General features: G+C 65.4%; 19 protein-coding genes and 1 pseudogene. 10 read left to right on the forward strand and 10 right to left on the reverse strand.

Annotated features, from left to right (window positions below; all coding sequences use genetic code 11):
* Positions 1 to 15: 15 nt before the first annotated feature.
* Positions 16 to 732, reverse strand: a complete 717-nt coding sequence (locus MBENS4_RS00840; RefSeq protein ID WP_039388101.1) for a Crp/Fnr family transcriptional regulator — start codon at positions 730 to 732, stop codon at positions 16 to 18.
* Between the two features lie 337 nt (positions 733 to 1,069).
* Here MBENS4_RS00840 and MBENS4_RS00845 point away from each other — a divergent pair, with 337 nt between their 5' ends.
* The 4 genes from MBENS4_RS00845 to MBENS4_RS00855 all read left to right on the forward strand — a co-directional run bounded on the left by MBENS4_RS00845 (position 1,070) and on the right by MBENS4_RS00855 (position 4,761).
* Complete coding sequence (locus MBENS4_RS00845; RefSeq protein WP_039388102.1) at positions 1,070 to 1,636, forward strand: biliverdin-producing heme oxygenase; 567 nt, start codon at positions 1,070 to 1,072, stop codon at positions 1,634 to 1,636.
* The gene (locus tag MBENS4_RS00850; RefSeq protein ID WP_242404728.1) at positions 1,629 to 3,701 is read left to right on the forward strand and encodes an HWE histidine kinase domain-containing protein; all 2,073 of its coding nucleotides are present in this window, start codon (positions 1,629 to 1,631) and stop codon (positions 3,699 to 3,701) included. The genes MBENS4_RS00845 and MBENS4_RS00850 overlap by 8 nt, the downstream gene beginning before the upstream one ends.
* A complete protein-coding gene (locus MBENS4_RS26285) occupies positions 3,698 to 4,195 on the forward strand; it encodes a hypothetical protein (protein WP_242404729.1) in 498 nt (165 codons plus the stop codon). The genes MBENS4_RS00850 and MBENS4_RS26285 overlap by 4 nt, the downstream gene beginning before the upstream one ends.
* 83 nt (positions 4,196 to 4,278) lie before the next feature.
* A complete protein-coding gene (locus MBENS4_RS00855; RefSeq protein ID WP_039388103.1) occupies positions 4,279 to 4,761 on the forward strand; it encodes a hemerythrin domain-containing protein in 483 nt (160 codons plus the stop codon).
* Between the two features lie 277 nt (positions 4,762 to 5,038).
* On the opposite strand, the gene MBENS4_RS00860 is transcribed toward MBENS4_RS00855, so the two are convergent.
* On the reverse strand, positions 5,039 to 5,458 hold the full coding sequence (locus tag MBENS4_RS00860; protein WP_039388104.1) for a response regulator: 420 nt from the start codon (positions 5,456 to 5,458) through the stop codon (positions 5,039 to 5,041).
* A 63-nt stretch (positions 5,459 to 5,521) separates the two neighbouring features.
* A complete protein-coding gene (locus tag MBENS4_RS00865) occupies positions 5,522 to 6,157 on the reverse strand; it encodes a sigma-70 family RNA polymerase sigma factor (RefSeq protein WP_052321915.1) in 636 nt (211 codons plus the stop codon).
* A gap of 539 nt (positions 6,158 to 6,696) precedes the next feature.
* Here MBENS4_RS00865 and MBENS4_RS00870 point away from each other — a divergent pair.
* Positions 6,697 to 7,494 carry a response regulator gene (locus MBENS4_RS00870; RefSeq protein WP_039388105.1) on the forward strand — a complete coding sequence of 266 codons (798 nt, stop codon included), beginning with the start codon at positions 6,697 to 6,699 and terminating at the stop codon, positions 7,492 to 7,494.
* An 80-nt stretch (positions 7,495 to 7,574) separates the two neighbouring features.
* Here the strand turns inward: MBENS4_RS00870 and MBENS4_RS00875 are convergent, their stop codons facing one another.
* A complete protein-coding gene (locus MBENS4_RS00875; protein WP_039388106.1) occupies positions 7,575 to 7,967 on the reverse strand; it encodes a hypothetical protein in 393 nt (130 codons plus the stop codon).
* Positions 7,968 to 8,145: 178 nt separating this feature from the next.
* The gene (locus MBENS4_RS00880; protein ID WP_039388107.1) at positions 8,146 to 9,801 is read right to left on the reverse strand and encodes a CHASE domain-containing protein; all 1,656 of its coding nucleotides are present in this window, start codon (positions 9,799 to 9,801) and stop codon (positions 8,146 to 8,148) included.
* 380 nt (positions 9,802 to 10,181) lie between these two features.
* Between MBENS4_RS00880 and MBENS4_RS00885 the strand changes: the two genes are divergently transcribed.
* The 3 genes from MBENS4_RS00885 (at position 10,182) to MBENS4_RS00895 (ending at position 12,552) form a co-directional block, all read left to right on the forward strand.
* A complete protein-coding gene (locus MBENS4_RS00885) occupies positions 10,182 to 10,367 on the forward strand; it encodes a NepR family anti-sigma factor (RefSeq protein ID WP_039388108.1) in 186 nt (61 codons plus the stop codon).
* Positions 10,360 to 10,890: a sigma-70 family RNA polymerase sigma factor gene (locus tag MBENS4_RS00890; protein ID WP_039388109.1), complete on the forward strand. Its 531-nt coding sequence runs from the start codon at positions 10,360 to 10,362 to the stop codon at positions 10,888 to 10,890. Before MBENS4_RS00885 ends, MBENS4_RS00890 begins: the two co-directional genes overlap by 8 nt.
* A 105-nt stretch (positions 10,891 to 10,995) precedes the next feature.
* Positions 10,996 to 12,552: a hypothetical protein gene (locus MBENS4_RS00895; RefSeq protein ID WP_052321916.1), complete on the forward strand. Its 1,557-nt coding sequence runs from the start codon at positions 10,996 to 10,998 to the stop codon at positions 12,550 to 12,552.
* A gap of 17 nt (positions 12,553 to 12,569) precedes the next feature.
* Here the strand turns inward: MBENS4_RS00895 and MBENS4_RS00900 are convergent, their stop codons facing one another.
* The 3 genes from MBENS4_RS00900 to MBENS4_RS00910 form a co-directional block, all read right to left on the reverse strand.
* Positions 12,570 to 13,418, reverse strand: coding sequence for a hypothetical protein (locus tag MBENS4_RS00900; protein WP_144400820.1), 849 nt, complete (start codon positions 13,416 to 13,418; stop codon positions 12,570 to 12,572).
* 316 nt (positions 13,419 to 13,734) lie between these two features.
* Positions 13,735 to 14,337: a superoxide dismutase gene (locus tag MBENS4_RS00905; RefSeq protein WP_039388111.1), complete on the reverse strand. Its 603-nt coding sequence runs from the start codon at positions 14,335 to 14,337 to the stop codon at positions 13,735 to 13,737.
* 295 nt (positions 14,338 to 14,632) lie between these two features.
* The gene (locus MBENS4_RS00910; RefSeq protein WP_039388112.1) at positions 14,633 to 14,902 is read right to left on the reverse strand and encodes a GlsB/YeaQ/YmgE family stress response membrane protein; all 270 of its coding nucleotides are present in this window, start codon (positions 14,900 to 14,902) and stop codon (positions 14,633 to 14,635) included.
* 251 nt (positions 14,903 to 15,153) lie between these two features.
* Here MBENS4_RS00910 and MBENS4_RS00915 point away from each other — a divergent pair, with 251 nt between their 5' ends.
* Complete coding sequence (locus MBENS4_RS00915) at positions 15,154 to 15,600, forward strand: RrF2 family transcriptional regulator (protein WP_039388113.1); 447 nt, start codon at positions 15,154 to 15,156, stop codon at positions 15,598 to 15,600.
* A gap of 77 nt (positions 15,601 to 15,677) precedes the next feature.
* Positions 15,678 to 17,002: pseudogene (fahA, locus tag MBENS4_RS00920) on the forward strand (fumarylacetoacetase).
* Positions 17,003 to 17,161: 159 nt separating this feature from the next.
* On the opposite strand, the gene MBENS4_RS00925 reads toward fahA, so the two are convergent.
* Together MBENS4_RS00925 and MBENS4_RS00930 are read right to left on the reverse strand one after the other, a co-directional pair.
* Complete coding sequence (locus MBENS4_RS00925; RefSeq protein ID WP_199904325.1) at positions 17,162 to 17,362, reverse strand: hypothetical protein; 201 nt, start codon at positions 17,360 to 17,362, stop codon at positions 17,162 to 17,164.
* A gap of 74 nt (positions 17,363 to 17,436) precedes the next feature.
* On the reverse strand, positions 17,437 to 18,432 hold the full coding sequence (locus MBENS4_RS00930; RefSeq protein ID WP_039391489.1) for a bile acid:sodium symporter family protein: 996 nt from the start codon (positions 18,430 to 18,432) through the stop codon (positions 17,437 to 17,439).
* Between the last annotated feature and the right edge of the window lie 94 nt (positions 18,433 to 18,526).

The following is an 18,526-nucleotide window of genomic DNA, read 5'->3' on the forward strand; positions in this document are numbered from 1 at the left end:
CCAAACCCTACCCGATCAGTAAAGCCCGCCCAGAACCCGCTCGAAATGCGCATCGACATGGTCGTTGCAGGCGCAGGCCCGGTTGGCGAGGCCGTCGCGGTCCAGCACCTCGATGCCGCCGCGCCGCGTGCGCAGCAGGCCATCGCGCTTGAAGCGCTGGAGCACGCGGCTGGCGTAGCTGCGCCCGACCCCCATCATCGAGGCGAGCTGTTCCTGCGTCATCGTCACGCTGGGGCGGCCCATGCGCGCCACGGCCGCGACCAGCCACTTGGCCGCCCGCTGCTCGATGGTGTGGACCGCGTTGCAGGCGATCGACTGGAAGACCTGCGCCATGACGCAATCACTGTAGCGGTTCATCAGGTGCGCGACCGCCGGGTTGTCGCGCTTCAGCCGGTCGAGATCGCGCAGGGCGATACGCTGGAAGACCCCGCCATGCAGCACATTGGAACGCGCGAAGGCGGGCAGGTTGCCGTGGCTGACCACGCCGCCCAGAGCCCCTTCCCGGCCGATCAGAATGGTCTCGACGGCCACGCCCTCGTCCATTTCGACAAAGTACGAACAGATCGCCGAGCCGGTCGGGAAATAGCAGTAGTCGATATTGGTGCCCGGCTCGTAGAGCACCGCGCCGGATTCGAAGCGAACCTCCTCTACCGCCGAGGACAGCGCGTCGCGATCGCGCGCTTCCAGCCGCTCGAGAAGGGCGTTGTCGTTGTTCAGGGCCATAGCGTCCATAAGGTTTTCCCGACGCCTGCGCGCCGCCAGTCACATGTGTTGATCCCTGCCTAACGAGCCGCTCCGGCGCATGTTCCTGACACAAACTGTCACTTTCACGTTCTGTGCGCTAATGCACAGACAGGCGTCCCGCTCACTGCTATTGCGTGCCTCAGGAACATTTCTCGAACCTTGACGTTTGATTTCACGAGCGCGGCGCGCAGAACGCGGCGTCCGGTCGCGGTGCGTGGAGCGCTCCCCCACTCACTTAGCGCTCCTTGCAAATGGTGGCGGTTCAACTATTCGATCGTGCAATGGATTTCCCGACGTTCATGACAAAGGCCCGAAAGACTTCTTCATGCTGAGCCAGCTGCGCGCAGTGACACGAGCCTCGCACGACCGGCTCGATGCGGCCTTCGGCGCCCTTGACCTGGGCGCTGCGGACGATTGCGCGCGCTTTCTTGCGGCCCACGCCGTGGCCGTGAAGGGCCTCGATGCGCCGTTCCGCCGTTTCGTCGAGGAAGAGCTCGACATGCCCTGCCCGGACTTTCCCGCCATGCTCGCCGCCGACCTTGCCGAACGCGGCCTGTCCATGTCGGCCCTTCCGGCCCCCGAACCCGATGCCTGCGTTCACGCCCCTTGCGGCGGCGCAGGCGTGGCCTATGTGATCGCCGGCTCGCGTCTGGGCAACGCGGTGATCCGCGCCGAAGGCTACCATGGCCGCGAGACGGGACTGCCTTCGCGCTACATGGAAGACGATACCGGCCACGCCGTCTGGAAGGCCCTCAACACCTGGGCGCGCGCGCGCAGCTTCGGCCCGTCCGAAGAGCGTGCGGTCGAAGCCGCCGCCCTTGCCACATTCGCTCACTTCGAGACCGCCTTCGCCGTCGGGTCGAACATGGAGACACCTCGCGCCGATGGCTGAAGACCAACACCAAGTCGACCTCTCCACCTGCGACCTGGAACCGATCCACATCATTGGACGGATCCAGAGTTTCGGCTGGCTGATCTCGTTCTCGAGCGACTGGATCATCAACCATGCCTCGCGCAACTGCGATGCCCTGTTCGGGCAGAGCGCGCAGGACCTGATCGGCCTCAACGCCGCGCAGTTCCTTTCGCCCAGCGCGATGCACGACATCCGCTCGCGCCTGCAGATCCTGGGCTCCTCGAACACGGTCGAACGCATCTTCGAGGTCGACCTCCTGAACGACGGGCGCCTCTTCGACCTTGCCGTGCACACCTCGGGCCGCTCCTTCGTGGTCGAGATCGAGGAGCACGAAAGCGGGCGTCGCCGCGACTTTGTCTCCTACGTACGCCCGATGATCGAGCGCATGCGCCAGACCGAATCGATCGAGAAGCTGTGCGCAAGTGCGGCGCGCCACCTGCGCGGCCTCACCGGCTTTGACCGGGTCATGGTCTACCGCTTTTCCGAGGAAGGCGCGGGCGAAGTCATCGCCGAGAGCCTCAATGGCCTTGTCGACAGCTTCAAGGGCCTGCACTTTCCCGCATCGGACATCCCCAAGCAGGCGCGCAAGCTCTACACCCGCAACCTGCTGCGCATCATCACCGACATCGACGATCCCACCGTGCCGGTCATTCCCGCCACGGGACCGACAGGCGATCCGCTCGACCTTTCGATGTCGGGCCTGCGCGCGGTCTCCCCGATCCACATCGAGTACCTGCGCAACATGGGGGTCAAGGCCTCGATGTCGGTCTCGATCATGCGCCGGGGCAAGCTGTGGGGCCTGATGGCCTGCCATCACTACAGCCCGCTGCGCCTGTCCTACTCGGTGCGCACGGCAGCGGAGCTGTTCGGCGAGTTCTTCGCCTACCTCCTTGAGCAGAAGGAAACCGACGCGGCCTTCGAACGCCGCGGCGATTCGATGAAGCTGCACGACGAGATCATGAGCCGGGTCGCCGGTGGTGGCTCGCTGCTCGACGCCTTTGGCGACTTCAGCGAGTCGATCGGACGGGTGATCGGCTTTGACGGTGCCATCGGCTGGGTCGACGGCGAATTCATGGCCGACGGCCTCACCCCGACCCGCGCCCAGTTCGGCCAGCTCGCCCGCTTCCTCAACACCGCGGGCGCCAGCACCGTGTGGGCGACCGACAACATCACCTCCATCTTCGAGCCCGCGCGCGAATGGGCCGACAAGGCCGCGGGCGTCATGGCCCTTCCCGTCAGCCGCTCCCCGCGCGACTACATCGTCCTGTTCCGCAAGGAGCAGCTGCGCGAGGTGCACTGGGCGGGCAATCCGGAGAAGTCGGTCGAGCTCGGCCCGAATGGCGCGCGCCTCACCCCGCGCAAGAGCTTCGACCTCTGGAAGGAAGAGCGCCGCGGCTATTCACGCCCCTGGACCGAGGAAGAGACGGCTGCGGCGGAATCGCTGCGCATCACGCTCCTGGAAGTCGTCCTGCGCATGTCGGACGCCGCCCACGCCCAGCGCGAGCAGGCGAGCCAGCAGCAGGACATGCTGATCGCGGAACTCAACCACCGCGTGCGCAACATCCTCAACCTCATCCGAGGCCTGGTCTCGCAGAGCAAGGACGGCGCCAGCACGATCGACGAGTTCGCCGAGATCGTGGGCAGCCGCATCCATGCCCTCGCCCGCGCGCACGACCAGGTGACCGAGAAGGACTGGCGCCCGTCCTCCTTCTACGACCTCATCCGCACCGAAACGGCCGCCTACGCCAGCCACAGCACGGACCGCGTCGTGATCGAGGGGCCCGATGCCCTGATCGCCCCCAGCGCCTTCACCACCCTCGCGTTGGTCATTCACGAGCTGATGACCAACTCGTGCAAGTACGGGGCGCTTTCGGACAGCCAGGGCACGGTCCATGTCACCATCGCCCGCAGCGACGATGGTGCTCTGGAGATCGACTGGCGCGAGGAGGGCGGTCCGCCGGTTACCCCGCCCACCCGGCGCGGCTTCGGCTCGACCATCATCGAGCGCACGATCCCGCACGAACTGGGTGGCAGCGCTCGGTGATCTACCCCGAGGCCGGAATGCAGGCCTTCTTCCTCATTCCCAATGAGCATGTCGCAACGTTCGAAACACCCGGTGCGGACCCGCGCCAGGGCGTGGTCGAGGTGCCGGAGGGAACCGACCTTCGCGCGCGACTGCCCGAAGGCGCCGCGCTTATCGTCGAGGACAATGTCATCATCGCGATGGAAGCCGAGGACCACATGCGCGCCTGTGGCTTTGCCGATTGCCGCGTGGCGGGGTCGGTGGCGGCCGCGATGGATATCCTTGAGCACACCGAGATCGCCTTTGCCATGCTCGACATCAACCTGGGCAAGGACACCAGCGCGCCGATCGCCGAAGCGCTGCGCGAAAGGGGCATCGCCTTCATCTTCGCCAGTGGCTATGGCGAGCGTACGCTGCCCGAAGGCAACTTCACCGGCGTCCCCGTGGTAACCAAGCCCTATGGCGAGCGTGACCTGCGCTCGGCCATTGCACGCGCCAGCGCCGAACACCGCTAAAAAGGCGTATTTCCGGGAAACAAAAGCGTCTCCTGCCCGTTGTTATCGGCAAAACCGACAACCACAGGATTTGGAGACGCCCCATGGCAGACGCACGGATCTTCGCCGATCTCAAGGCCGACCACGACCGTCACCGCGACATGCTGGCCAAGCTCGGCGAAACGCACGGTGACAGCGAGGAGCGCCGCACGCTCTTCGCCGCGCTCAGCAAGGAACTGCAGGCCCACGCCGCCGCTGAAGAGGAATCGCTTTACGCGGCCATGCTCGCCGACCCCAAGCTGCGCGACGAAGCGCGCCACTCGGTCGCCGAACACAAGGAGATCGACGATTTCCTCGCCGAGCTGGCCGACACCGACATGAGCAGCAACGCCTGGCTGATGACCTTCAAGGACATGCGCCATCGCTACCTGCACCATATCGAGGAGGAGGAGGAGGACATGTTCCCCGCCGCCGCCGAAGGCCTCAGCGCCGAGACCGAAGCCAAGATCGCCAGGGTCTTCGAGAAGCGCAAGCCCAAGGAACTGGAACTTGCCGAGGACCAGGGTCCGGGCGACGAGCGCGAGTAAGCCACACGGACACCGGGCGAGCGCACACTCCCACCGCGCTCGCCCCGTACCATCGGGAGAGAGAGCGAACCGTCATCCCCCCGCCGGGATCGCTCCTGAGAGGAGGCCTCTTTCGTCATGCGGAAGAGGCCTTTTTCATGGCTGGGGCACTGCAGTCCCCTCTCTCTCCCGCTAGCCTTCTGCCCCCCCGGATCAGACAGCATCCAACGCACGAAAAAGGGCGCCGCCCCTTTCGGAACGACGCCCCTTCTCTGTTAAAAGCGAGTGAGCCGGCTACTTAGCGCGACGTCATCGCAAGCTTGTCGAGCCCGGCCGGACGCGACGTCTCCGGACACCCATCCAGGACGTAGCGGATGGCCGCGAGGATCGCGTCCGGTCCGAATGGCTTCTGGACCACGCCCACTGCACGCGACGCCGGATTGCCGATCTGCGCCGGGTTGGCCGTGACGTAGATGACATGCGCCCCGAACTTGTCGCACAAGTCGCGCGCCACTTCCGGCCCTGTCAGCCCGTCGCGCAGATTGAGATCGACAAGGGCGATGTCCGGCCGCACCTGGTTCTGTGCCAGCGCATCCAGCGCAGACCGCTCGCTGACGGTTCCGACCACCGCGTGGCCACCATCCATGAGGATATCTTCAAGCTGCAGGGCGAGCAGAAATTCGTCTTCGACGATCAGGATATTGGCCGCGTGGGGCATGGTACGATCAGGGTCCGGCTGGGGGGAGCCCCCTCAAAGAGGGCACACCGAATGAGTGGGAGATCAGGCCGCGATGCGGCGCAGCTCCTCGACGTTGGAAACCTTGCCCAACTCGGCGAAGAAGGCGTCGATGGCCTCGCCGGTGAGCACGAATTCGTGGCGCGAGTCCGGCAGCTGGCCCGACTCGATGATTTTGGAAAGCATGGCGCGCGCGCGGCAGATCCGGCTTTTCACCGTTCCCAGCGCAATGTCGCAGATGCTCGCGATTTCCTCGTAGGAAAGATTGCCCGCAGCCACCAGGATCAGCGCTTCACGGTAGTTGGCCGGGATCGCCTCCAGAGCACGCAGGACATCGGCCAGTTCGATGGCGCTTTCCTGGGTTGCATCGGTGCGCAGGATGCGTTCGGCGGCCAGTTCGTCGTACTCGCCATGGAAGCGCGCGCGGCGCGCCTCGGAATAGAAGTGGTTGCGCAGGATCGTGAAGGTCCAGGCCTTGAAATTGGTGCCTGCCGCATAGCGTTCACGTGCGGCCCAGGCCCGCAGCATGGCTTCCTGCGCCAGATCGTCGGCGCGGTCGCGGTTGCCACAAAGGCCCCGCGCAAAGGCACGCAGGTGCGGTGCGACGTCGGCAAGCGCGCGCTTGAACTCCCCGTCCGTAAGCGCCGTGGTTTCGCCGGCTTCGCTCAGCTGTGCGGTCATCTGGATTACCCTCCGTTGAATTCCGTTGTGAGGCCAACGTGATGCGCGCGCGAAAAGTTCCGGAATGCACACATAGGACGGCCTCACGGCGACGAAATGCCTTATGTGCGCGATGAATGGAGTTTGCACCGCGCAGCTGCGGTACGCCTTCAAAAAATCGCACGAGCTTGGGAACATATGCCGCGCCCAAACTTTGAGGCCTCCGATCACGGTCGTGATCGGAGGCCTCTTGGGATCAGGTTGACGCCGGATCGCGGGGGGGTGGGGGTGGTTTCCGGCGGCAACACAGGCGTAACGCCGCTTCCGGAAATTGGTTCCCGGGATTGGTCGCACGGAGGAAAAATTTTGATGTTGCTCTCAGGCCGGCTCCGCGCCAGACCTTGATCAAGGTCCGCGCGCCAAAACTGGCTCGGGAAAGGCCCCGGACACCCATTCCGGTACAGCCCCTGCCCGATCGCGCCGCACCCGACGCCGCCCCCCTGTTCGGGGAGCAAGGACGGGTACACTGACAATACAGATTGCAAGGACGAGGAATACGGATGTCCGTCTCAGATCAGATCGCACTGCAGCTTCCCTACCTACGCCGCTATGCACGTGCGCTCACCGGCTCCCAGCAGTCGGGCGATACCTACGTGCGCGCAACGCTCGAGGCGGCGCTGGCCGATACCGAGTTGCGTAACGCCATCGCGCAAAGTCGCGCGGCCCTTTATGGTGCCTTCACGCGGATCTGGACGACCGGCCACGTCGAAGGTGAACTGGGCGCAGACCTTGCCGAGAACCGTCACGAGCAGGCCGCCCAGGCGCGCCTCTCGACGATTGCCCCGACCCACCGCCAGGCCCTGCTCCTCAACACGGTGGAGGAATTCAGCCGCGAGGACACCGCCGCGATCCTCGACGTCACGCCCGAGGCCGTCGACGCCCTGATTGCCCAGGCCATCGCCGAGATCGAAGGTGAGAGTGCCACCCGCGTCCTCATCATCGAGGATGAGCCCCTGATCTCGATGCAGCTCGAAAGCCTTGTCTCGGACGTGGGCCACACGGTCGTGGGCACGGCGGCCACGCGCACGCAGGCACTTGAAATGTTCGAGCGCGAACCCGCCGGGCTCGTCCTCGCCGACATTCAGCTGGCCGACGGCAGCTCGGGGATCGACGCGGTGGAAGACCTGCTCAAGTTCGGTGACGTGCCGGTGATCTTCATCACCGCCTACCCCGAACGCCTGCTCACCGGCGAACGCCCGGAGCCCACCTACCTGGTGACCAAGCCCTTCAAGGAGGCGACGGTGCGCGCCGCGATCAGCCAGGCGCTGTTCTTCGGTTCGAGCAAGCCCCTGGGCTGAGTTTCCCGCTTCCACGTTCCTGCAAAAAGGGGCCGTCCCAGAAGGACGGCCCCTTTTTTCATATCCGCAGACGGACTGCCTCAGGCCGCGAGCGACAGCTCCGCCTCGACCAGCGCCTGCGCATAGGCCGCGACGAGAGCGAGCGCAGGCGTGCGCGCCGTCGCGGTCGCCTCCGGGCCACTGCGGCCATCGAGCCGTACGCTCGCGCAGGCGAGCTCGCCACGGCCCGCCTGTGAAATCATCGACGCGCAGCGCGCCGGCAACAGCGCCAGCGCCGCATCGGCATATGCATCCACGGAGAGAAACCGCGCGGCGCGCGCCTCCGCCGTCGCATCCAGGCCTTGGTGCCCGCGCAGGAACTGCATCATCGCCACAAGGCACGCGCCCTGCTGCGAGGCCTCGGCATCGCTGCAGACAAGCGCGATCTCGTCCGCCTGCGCAAGCCAACGGCTGGCCCTGGTGGTGCAACCCATCTTTCGTTTTCCTTCTGGTCCTGTTTTCGGCTCTGGTTGCGGCTGCGACCCGCTTTTGCGCTGCAGCATTACCAAGCCCCGAAAGCAATCCTCGGGAAAACACCTAGAGATAGACTATATATCTGAAAACGATGGAGAAGCGGTGCCCAGCCGAATTTTTCCGCCACGCCGCCTCCGGCTAATGGCTGCGCAGAACGAAGTCGCGCGAGACACGCACCGGCACCTTGAGTTCGCACTCGACGCCGCCGGGCTTGAACTCGAGATTGACCTGGGACTTCAACTCGTGCGCCACGATCTTCTCGATGAGATCGCGCCCGAACCCGCGCTTGACCGGCTCGGTCACCGGCGGGCCGCCCTCCTCGCGCCAACGGATCGTGGCCAGGTCATGGCTGATGAGAGCCCAGTCGACGTGAACCCGCCCTTCGCCGACACTGAGCGCACCGTATTTGGCCGCATTGGTCGCCAGCTCATGGATGGCGAGGCCCAGCGACATCGCATCGTTGGGCGCAAGCTTGATGTCGGGGCCCGACATCTCGACATGGCTCTCGCTCCCTTCCATGTAAGGCGCCAGCTCGGAGGCCACGACATCGCCCAGAGCCGCGAAGCCCCAGTCCGATTGCGAGAGCAGGTCATGCGTGGCCGACAGCGCCCGGATGCGCGCGGTCAGGCTGTCGGTGAAGTCGTCGATATCTTTCGAGCGGCGCCGGGTCAGGGCGGCAATGGACAGGACATTGGCCAGCGTGTTCTTCACCCGGTGGTTGAGTTCACGCGTCAGCGAATCCCGGATCGAGGCCTGGCTGCGCAGCCATTCGAGCACCCGCCGATCTTCGGCCGCGCGCTTGGTGATGAGCCGCCCGATCGCCATGACCATGAGCGAGGCGATCGCCCCGAAGAACAGCGTGATGCGCGACAGCGGCGAAAGCAGACCGCCCTTCTTGTCGCGCACCTGCAGCACCCAGTGGTGCCCTGCGACATCGAGGCGCCGGGTCAGCATGGGTCCGTCGGTCCCTTCGACGCGGTGTTCGGCGAGCAGATTGCCCGGATCCACCTGCTCGTCGTAGATCGCCATCTCGAGGCGCGAGCTGGAGAACAACTCACTTGCCGAATCGAGAAACTCGCTGGCTTCGAACGGCGAATAGATGAAGCCCTTGACCCGCTTGCCCCCCCAGGTGTCGACGAGAACGGGCATGTAGATCAGGAACCCGGCCGAATCATCGCCGCGGCTGTTCTGGACCAGACGAACCTTGCCCGAGGCAATCGGCCGTCCCAGTTCCATCGCCTTTTCCATCGCGGCGCGGCGCACGTCTTCGGAGTACATATCGAAGCCGATCGCGCGCAGGTTCGCGGCGCTTGCAGGGCGCAGATAGACAATGGGCGCCACCACTTCGTCGTCCGGTTCCGGGCGCGGATGGACGAGGAAATCGACCCGCCCCGCCTCGGCCTCAGCCACTTCAAAGGCCGGCAGGTTCGTGCGCTCCACCAGGGGGGCCCAGCCGATCCCGAGCGACCCGTAGAGATCGCCTTCGTGCTGCATGTCCCCGACGAACTCGGCGAACTGCTCCTGACTTACCTCCTTCTGCGTCGCAAAAAGCGCACTGCCTGCGCGCAGCAAGGCAATCGTCTCGGTGGCACGGCGCTGCAGCGCGGACGAGACCTCGGTCATGCTGCTTTCCAGCGCAAGGCGGCGCGTTTCGCGGTCCGCACGCTCGATCGCCATGACCGAGACGGCCGTCGTCACGCTTGCAATGATGAAAAGGAGGAACGGCCAGCCACGCGGATACTTGTGGAACCATGCCTGCTTTTCGACCCTGTCCAGCAGAGGCTGGTCAACCACCGTACATACCCCCGAGATCCGCACCGGCCGATCCTCGGCCGCTCCATGCGGTGTGAATTCGTCCGTGCCATGGCATGCCGCCCGCCTCCAGCCTACCCATTAATTTCTTCTAATTCGGCGGCACTTTGCGAGACACTCGTCATTCGGGAACCATGCAGCTCCCCAATGGTTCCGTGTGTAAGAGCAATTTGCGCAACACCGCGCAGCTTCATCCGCCCGAAGGCCTTCCCGTCAAGGCCGCCCGGGCGCCGCGAATGACACGAACGATCCGGGCGCGCCTTGCCCGGCACGCTGGGGGAAAATTGCGCGGCGCGCTGTCCGTGCAAGGCTTGACCGGTGCGCCCGCGGGCCGCAAGGAGCTTTGAAGCAAGGAGTCAGCTTTGGACCACCCCAAATCGAATGGCCAACCCGGCAAGACACCGGGTCTCCCGCCGGAGGTTCGCCGCGACGGCGAGCCCGGCTGGGCCGGTGGATTGAGGAAGCTGTACAACTCCGTGGTGGATGAACCGCTGCCGGACAGCTTCCAGGACCTCCTGAAGAAGCTGGACGACGGCGACGATGCCTGAGCCCATCACACCCACCTCGGGCGACGAGGCATTCCGCCGCGAACTCATGGGGGTGCTGCCGCACCTTCGCGCCTTTGCACGTGGCCTGTGCGGGCGTCACGACTTCGCCGATGACCTGGTCCAGGAGACGGCGGTCAAGGCCTGGACGGCGCGCGAACGCTACCAGGTCGGCACCAACATGCGCGCCTGGACCTTCGCGATCCTGCGCAACCACTACCTGTCCGAACTGCGCAAGTCCAAGCGACAGACCGACGTCGAGGACGCCGACATGGAGCGCATGCTGGTGATGGAAGCCGACCAGGAAGGGCCGGTGCATCTGGGCGACATGGAAGCGGCCCTCCAGAAGCTGGCACCCGAACGGCGCGAGGCCGTCCTGCTGGTGGGTGCTTCGGGGTTCAGCTACGAGGAGGCGGCCGATATCGCGGGCTGTCCGATCGGCACCATGAAGAGCCGCGTGGCCCGTGCCCGGACCGACCTCACGCGTATGCTGGCCGACGAACCGGAGAAGATCGGGGCGCGCTGAGCCCCCCCCCGAAACGAGCCATGTATTACAAGGCGTTAACCAGGTAAGACACTTGCCAAGCAAGGGTCCAGAGGCTTTAGTACCTCCCTTCAACCGGGGGGACTGATGAAACAACTGGCACTGGCGGCCTGCGTGGCCGCCACTTTTCTTCCAGCCACGGCCATGGCGGCAGACTGGTACAAGGCGGCAAGCCCGCACTTCGTGGTCTATGCCAAGGACAGCGCCAAGGACCTGGAGACCTTCACCACCCGGCTGGAGCGCTTCCACGAGGCCATGGCGCTGGTGACCGACGACACCGCCCCTGCGCCCAGCCCGTCCAATCGGGTGACCATCTTCGTGGTCAGTGGCAGCCACGAGGTACGCCGCCTCCACGGGGGAGACGACAAGTACGTCAACGGCTTCTACGTTCCGCGTGCGGGCAAGTCCTTGGCGATCGTGCCGAATCTCCAGTCAACGTCCGGCACGCCGGATGTGGCCATGATCACGCTGCTTCACGAATACGCGCACCACTTCCTGCTCTCCGGGCAGAGCCTGACCATGCCACGCTGGATGAGCGAAGGCGCGGCCGAGTTCTTCGCCTCCAGCACCTTCAAGCGCGACGGCGGCATCCTGATGGGGCGCGCCGCGCAGCACCGCGGCTACGAACTGTTCAACGCCAAGAGCGTGCCCGTCGAGGACCTGCTCGATCCCGAACTCTACGAGGCGCACCGCGGCAAGGGCTACGATGCCTTCTATGGCCGCAGCTGGTTGCTCTACCACTACCTGACCTTCACACCGTCCCGAAAGGGACAGATGCGCGCCTATCTCACCAGGATCGCGCAAGGTACCGGAGAGCGCGCGGCAGCCGAGGAGGTTTTCGGCGATTTCGAGACGCTCGAGGACGAACTCGACGATTATCTCGACCAGCGGCGCATCTCAGCCCTCAATCTGGGTCCGGAAAACCTCCCCGCCGTAGCCGTGACGATCACGCGCCTGCGTGAGGGTGAGGCCGAGATCCTGCCACTCACCATCGAGAGCCGACGGGGTGTCGACAGCGAGGCAGCGGCCGAAATCGTCCCCGAAGCCCGTGAGATCGCGGCCCGATATCCCGATGACCCAGCCGTCCTCTCCGAACTGGCTGAAGCCGAGTACGACACCGGCCACTACGATGCTGCCATCGCGGCGGCCGACCGGGCGCTGGCCGCCGACCCACGCACTGTCAACGCCTACCTCCAGAAGGGCTATGCCCTCTTCGCCAAGGCACGCGACGCCGAGGATGCGGACGCCGAAGCCTTCAAGGCGGCGCGTGCACCGTTCCTGGCGTTGAACAAGATCGAGAATGACCACCCGCTGCCTCTGGTCTACTACTACCGCAGCTTTGCCGAAGCCGGAGTGAAGCCGCCTGAACTCGCGGTGCAGGGGCTTGAACGCGCAAGCGAACTGGCCCCCTTCGATCTCAGCCTGCAGATGAATGTTGCCACGACCCTGATCGGCCTGGGCAAGGGGAACCGGGCGTTGCGCCATCTCCAGCCGGTTGCCTACAACCCCCACGGAGGCAGCCAGGCCAGGGCGGCACACGCGTTGCTGGCCCGGCTGGAAGCCGAGCCGGACTGGACGGGTGAGGACCTTGGACAGGTGCTGTCGCTGGCCTACCGCTCGGGCGACGTGGACACGGCCCAGTAGCGCACGACAGGCACCTGTCAGAACCGTCGGGCGAGCGTCAGGCGCGGGGCGAAGAAGCCGCGCGTGTAGCCGGCATTCGCCCGGTTCGAGCGGCGCCGGTAGTAGAGGACACCGATCTGGAGGGCGTCGATCCCGTGGCCGACCCAGTCCTCCAGGTCCGCCCCTGCCCCGATCTGCAGATTGCGATCGCGCCGCGCGCGGTCCATTCCCGACCACGGCTTGTCATGGAGCCGCAGGTCGTAGGCGGCCTGAACGAAGGGCCGTATCCCGGGGCCAAACGGCCCGACCAGGACGCTGGCCTGCGCGCGCGGGGTCCAACGGTTGCGTTCGGGACGGCTTGACCACAGGCGACTGGCGCTCGCGGCGAGCCGCAGTTCGATATCGGGCTCGGAAGCCTTGAGCTGGGTGGCATAGACCGCCCCTGCCCCCACCGTCACATCGCGGCGTACTTCGCCTTCGAAGAAACCGGAGGGGTCTTTCGGGCAGCTGCCATCCTCGGCCCGGCACACGCTCCACACCTTGTCATGGAACACGTCGAGCCGGAGGCGAAGCGTGTCACCACGGGGCCCAGCCTCTTCTCCGCCCAGCACGATCGGTGCGTTCCCAAGAACGGAATGAAGCCGCAACCGCGACTGCGGTCCGCGTTTCAGATAATCGGGGCGGTAGTTGCTTTCGACTTCCGCGCTGATCTGGCCCACCAGCGGCACGTCCCGGCGCGTGATGCGCAGGCGCAGCGCGTAACTGCTCTGGTTCTGATCGCCGCTGCGCTCTTCCCCGCCCACTTCTCGCCCCGGCGTCGGGGCTGCGGTGAAGGCCATCGTCCCCTGCCACAGGTCCGCCTGCGCCGCACGGGCAGATGTCGTCACGCTCGCCAACAGGCAAAAGGCAGAAACGAGAAAACCGCGCATGGCACTCCTGGCACGAGGATGGCCCTGTCCGCAGGCCGCGACGAGGCTACCCCTGCGAACCGCGACGGTGTGCGCGAAATCGCCCTTTCCCTCAGCAGTCTTGCCCCGTTTCCACGCCTTTTGCCGTCGAACATTCCGCAGGACCGGCCTGCCCACGAAAACCTGCCCACGAAAAAGGGGGCGCTCCCCTTGCCGGGAGCGCCCCCTTTTCAATGCGGTCCGGCCCGCGCCTGCCGGTACGGGCGGCGCGGTTTCCGGATTGTTCCGTGCTGCCTCAGGCCGGGTAGGTCCAGGGCGTGCCGCGGTCGAAGTTGTCGCTGGCGAACTTCCAGTTGATGAGGTTCTCCAGAACCGCCTTCACGTAGGCCGGACGCTTGTTCATCTGGTCGATGTAGTAGGCGTGCTCCCACACGTCGATGGTGAGGAGCGGGTTCACGTCCTCGGTGATCGCGGTGGCCGCGTCATGGGTCGAGATGACCTTGAGCTTGCCCGCGTCGACGACGAGCCAGGCCCAACCGCTGGCGAAGTGGCCGACCGCTTCGTTGGTCAGCGCTTCGAGGAGCGCGTCCATCGAGCCGAAGTCGTTGGTGATCGCGGCCGCGAGGCTTTCGCTGGGCGCGGTCTTCTCACCCGACAGGCTCATCCAGTAGAAGCCGTGGTTGTAGGTCTGCGCTGCGTTGTTGAACAGGCCGCCCGACGCCGACTTCGTGATTTCCTCAACCGACTTGCCAGCATTCTCGGTGCCTTCGATAGCCGCGTTCAGCTTGTCGACGTAGGTCTTGTGGTGCGCGCCGTGGTGGATTTCGAGGGTCTTGCTCGAGATGTGCGGTTCGAGGGCGTCGTGCGCGTAGGGCAGCGGCATCAGCGAAATGGTCATGGCTAGTCTTTCCTGTTCTCTCGAGTTTTCGAACGCGTGGCCCCGAAGTCGAAGCCTTCGTGTGCGAAGCCCGGCCGCGTTCCGCCAGGCCTTACGCAAAACACAGCGCCTATGTCTGTGTTGCAGCGCCACAATTCAAGCGTGGAAATGTGGCATTTTAAACATTTTGAACATCTGGCGCGGCGAAGGCGCGCCTGCGGGAAGTCCGGACGGCGAAAAGGGACAGAAGCCGCAAGCGGCTGCCGTCCCCTTTGGCCGGAAGGGCCCTTGGTTGAAGGGCCCGTCCCTGTCCGGATTAACGCACCGAACCGCGGCGGAAGAGGTTGACGATCGCCAGGAGGACAACCGCGCCGAGGAACGACGAGATGAGGCTCATGAGATCGAACGAACCGCTGGTGATGGGCGCACCGCCAATGAGCGGGGTGATGATGAAGCCGGCGATGAGCGCGCCGACGATGCCCACGACCACGTTCAGGAAGATCCCCTGCTGCGCGTCGGTGCGCATGAGGATCGAAGCCAGCCAGCCCAGGATACCGCCGACGAGCAGGATAAGAAGAAGTGTCATAGGTCCGTCTCCGAAAAGTCTGTGTCTGTTGCATCCTAAACGGAGAGCGCCCGCCAAAAGTTCCGGTCGTGGCCATTTGCGCGATCTGGTTTTATTTTTGCGGATTGGGGGAAACCTGCGGCTTCGACCTGCGTTTTCGCGCGTCGGGACGGCACCTGCCCCCTCTTCGCCTTGCCCGACTTGACGCTGCAAGCCATTGCGCCCCAAGGAGGACTCTCACTTTCCTCCTGCTTCGCGGAGTCGCGTTCCCCATGCTTGCGCAGAAGACCCGGTACGCTATCCGCGCCATGCAGCATCTGGCCGACCGGCATGGACAGGGCCCGATCCAGCTCACCGAAATCGCCGAGAGCCAGAACATCCCGGCCAAGTTCCTGACCGTCATCCTCTCCGAGTTGTCGCGTGCCGGGCTCATCGATTCGCAGCGCGGCAAGGATGGCGGGTACTGGCTGGCCCTTGCTCCGCAGGAGATCAGCTACGGCGACCTGGTCCGGCTCGTGCGCGGATCGGTCGCGCTGGTGCCCTGTGCCAGTCGCAACGCCCACGAGACATGCAAGAACTGCGTGCCCGAAGCCGAATGCCGCACGCGCGCGCTCATGCTGCAGGTTCGCGACGCCACGGCCGAACTCCTCGATGGGATCCGCCTCTCCGACCCCATCGAACTGGCCCCGCCCGCCTCGCACGAGGCCGAGCCGTCCTGAGCCCGCGCGCGATCACGGTTTTGCATTTCCCCCTCCCGCGTTAGGCTACCTGGCAAAAGACGAGGCGAGAGGACCCCATGCCCACCCCCATAGCGACCATCGACGAGACCCACGCCCCCGACCTTGGTTCGTGGGTGGAAGGTGCCGACACGCACCCCGATTTCCCGATCCAGAACCTTCCCCTCGGGGTCTTTTCAGTGGACGGGCAGGTGCCGCGCGGGGGCATTGCCATTGGCGCGATGATCCTCGACCTGGCCGCGCTTGCGCACAGCGGCCTCCTGGAAGGCGAGGCGCTGGCCGCCGCCAAGGCCGCCTCGGGCCCAACGCTCAATCCCCTCCTGGCGCTGGGGACAGGCCCGCGCCGGGCGCTGCGCCGTGCGGTCAGCGCGCTGCTGGCCAAGGCTCCCCGAAACAGCCTGACGTGACGCCCCTCCTTGTTCCTGCACACCGCGCCGAGATGCACCTTCCGGCCCGCGTCGGCGACTATTCGGACTTCTATGTCGGCATTCATCACGCGGCCGAAGTCGGCGCGCTGTTCCGGCCCGAGCAGCCCCTGCTGCCCAACTACAAGCACATTCCCATCGGCTATCACGGCCGAGCCTCCACGATCCGGCCCAGCGGCTCCCCCGTGATCCGCCCCAATGGCCAGACGCGAGGGGCCGACGGGGATCTCCCCCGCTTCGGCCCGACCCAGCGTCTCGACTTCGAACTGGAACTGGGCCTCTGGATCGGTCCGGGCAACACGCAAGGCCAGCCCATCCCCCTCGCCCAGGCCTGGGAGCACATGGGCGGCCTGACATTGCTCAACGACTGGTCCGCGCGCGATATCCAGGCTTGGGAGTACCAGCCCCTCGGCCCGTTCCTCTCCAAGAGCTTCCACACCACCGTCTCGCCCTGGATCGTGACCACAGAAGCGCTGGCCCCCTTCCGGATCGCCCAGCCTCCTCGCGCCGAGGCAGACCCCGGCGTTCTGCCCTATCTTCAGGATGCCAAGGATCAGGACAAGGGCGCGCTTGCGCTCGATCTCGAAGTCACGCTCTCCAGCGCCGCGATGCGCGCGCGCGGCGAAGAGCCGCAGGTGCTCAGCCACACCCAGGCGTGCGCGATGTACTGGACGCTGGGCCAGATGGTCGCGCACCATACCGTGAACGGCTGCGCGCTCGAAAGCGGAGATCTGCTGGGGACCGGTACGCTCTCCGGCCCCGAGCCCGGCAGCAAGGGCTCGCTCCTGGAGATCACCCGCGGCGGTGCGCAGCCGTTGCAACTGCCGCGCGAGGAGACGCGCACGTTCCTGGAGGATGGCGACGAAGTCGTCCTGAAAGGCCGCTTCATGGCCGAAGGACGCCGGAGCATCGGCTTTGGCGAGTGCCGCGGGGTTATCGCGCCTGGACCAGAAATCTAGTTCGAAAGCGGCTTCCCAAGGGGCCGCCGCCCCTTGTCCCACCTGCAATGGCCCCCTCACCCCTCTCGCCCGGCATTGCCCCGGCGGAGATGACCTGAACTGTTCGGAGGACCCGAGGGCAATGGCCCTCGGATCAATCCTTGCTAAGTACCTTGCTGTTCAGCCCTTGGGCGTGACCCAGACCTCGACCGGAGTGATGAACTTGCCCGGCGCGGGCTTGCCGACGTGAACGCGGTCGGCGGTGACCTGCTCACCGTTCTCGAGGTGGAAGGTCACCCAGGGCTTGGGCATGCGCTCGAACTTCATCTTCTGGATGGCGAGGCCGGTGGTCGAATTCATGACGGTTGCGATGATACTCATGGCGCGCCGTTAGGCATGGGCGCCGCGCCTCGTCCAGATACTCCTGAAGGTTATCGACCGACCTTTACGCTCTCTCAGGCCGAGGCTGCCTCGCCCTTGGCTTCCAGCTCGGCCGTCTCGGCGGCATAGCGCCGCGCGAGCACCGCGCAGACCATCAACTGGATCTGGTGGAAGAACATGACGGGCAGAATCACCACGCCCACCTGCGCCGCCGGGAACAGCACACCTGCCAGTGGCACACCGCTCGCCAGGCTTTTCTTGGAGCCGCAGAACAGCATGACGATGCGATCCTCGCGCGCAAAGCCCATCGCCCGGCCCAGAAGGTTCGTGGCCGTCATCACCACCGCCAGGAGAGCGAGCGCAATGACGACGATGAGCGCAAGTTCGCCCAGCGTCACTGTCTGCCACAGGCCATCAAGTACGGCAGCACCAAAGGCGGTGTAGACGACCAGCAGGATCGAACCACGGTCGACGTAGCCCACCATCTTCTTGTGGCGGGTCACGAAGCCCCCGATCACCGGCCGCAGCAGATGGCCCGCCACGAACGGCAAGAGCAGTTGCGAGGCGATGGCAATGACAGGATCGGCCGAGATGCCCTGGCTCTGGCCGGTAATGAACAGCGCGGTGAGGAGCGGCGTCACGAAGATGCCGGCAAGGTTCGAGAACGAAGCCCCGCACACGGCCGCCGCCACGTTGCCTCCCGCAATCGCGGTAAAGGCAATCGAGGACTGCACCGTCGAGGGCAGCAGCGTGAGGAACAGCAAGCCCGTCCCCAGGTTCGCATCCAGCCCGGGAATAGCCCGCAGGCCCAGGCCCAGGATCGGGAAGAGGACGAAGGTGATCGCCATGGTGGCCAGATGCAGCTTCCACGCCTTGGCCCCCGCAATCACCGCCTCACGCGAGAGCTTGGCCCCGTGGAGGAAGAACAGGAGTGCAATGGCAACGTCGGTTGCCCTGTCGGCAATCTGCGCCCAGATGGCCTGCGCGGGAAAGAAGCTGGCGAGCACCACCATGCTGACGAGCGCGAGCATGTAGGGATCGAGATTAAGGCGTTTGACGAGACTCTGCATGGCCTTGCGCTTAGCCGTCGTCGCCATTGGGGGCCAGTACCTGTTTATGACACTGCGCGCATAGAATTTTGAGTACACCCTCCGGGAAGGGTGA

Origin of the sequence: Novosphingobium sp. MBES04, from assembly GCF_000813185.1 — a bacterium.
GTDB classification, from domain to species: Bacteria; Pseudomonadota; Alphaproteobacteria; order Sphingomonadales; family Sphingomonadaceae; genus Novosphingobium; species Novosphingobium decolorationis.

Excerpts from the sequence above, each read along its gene's own strand:
- MBENS4_RS00860 (WP_039388104.1), bottom strand. The coding sequence starts at position 5,458 with ATGCCCCACGCGGCCAATATCCTGATCGTCGAAGACGAATTTCTGCTC.
- MBENS4_RS00910 (WP_039388112.1), bottom strand. The coding sequence starts at position 14,902 with ATGACACTTCTTCTTATCCTGCTCGTCGGCGGTATCCTGGGCTGGCTG.
- MBENS4_RS00855 (WP_039388103.1), top strand. The coding sequence starts at position 4,279 with ATGGCAGACGCACGGATCTTCGCCGATCTCAAGGCCGACCACGACCGT.
- MBENS4_RS00875 (WP_039388106.1), bottom strand. The coding sequence starts at position 7,967 with ATGGGTTGCACCACCAGGGCCAGCCGTTGGCTTGCGCAGGCGGACGAG.
- MBENS4_RS00840 (WP_039388101.1), bottom strand. The coding sequence starts at position 732 with ATGGACGCTATGGCCCTGAACAACGACAACGCCCTTCTCGAGCGGCTG.
- MBENS4_RS00895 (WP_052321916.1), top strand. The coding sequence starts at position 10,996 with ATGAAACAACTGGCACTGGCGGCCTGCGTGGCCGCCACTTTTCTTCCA.
- MBENS4_RS00845 (WP_039388102.1), top strand. The coding sequence starts at position 1,070 with ATGCTGAGCCAGCTGCGCGCAGTGACACGAGCCTCGCACGACCGGCTC.
- MBENS4_RS00930 (WP_039391489.1), bottom strand. The coding sequence starts at position 18,432 with ATGCAGAGTCTCGTCAAACGCCTTAATCTCGATCCCTACATGCTCGCG.
- MBENS4_RS00915 (WP_039388113.1), top strand. The coding sequence starts at position 15,154 with ATGCTTGCGCAGAAGACCCGGTACGCTATCCGCGCCATGCAGCATCTG.
- MBENS4_RS00850 (WP_242404728.1), top strand. The coding sequence starts at position 1,629 with ATGGCTGAAGACCAACACCAAGTCGACCTCTCCACCTGCGACCTGGAA.
- MBENS4_RS00865 (WP_052321915.1), bottom strand. The coding sequence starts at position 6,157 with ATGACCGCACAGCTGAGCGAAGCCGGCGAAACCACGGCGCTTACGGAC.
- MBENS4_RS00925 (WP_199904325.1), bottom strand. The coding sequence starts at position 17,362 with ATGAGTATCATCGCAACCGTCATGAATTCGACCACCGGCCTCGCCATC.
- MBENS4_RS00905 (WP_039388111.1), bottom strand. The coding sequence starts at position 14,337 with ATGACCATTTCGCTGATGCCGCTGCCCTACGCGCACGACGCCCTCGAA.
- MBENS4_RS00890 (WP_039388109.1), top strand. The coding sequence starts at position 10,360 with ATGCCTGAGCCCATCACACCCACCTCGGGCGACGAGGCATTCCGCCGC.
- MBENS4_RS00870 (WP_039388105.1), top strand. The coding sequence starts at position 6,697 with ATGTCCGTCTCAGATCAGATCGCACTGCAGCTTCCCTACCTACGCCGC.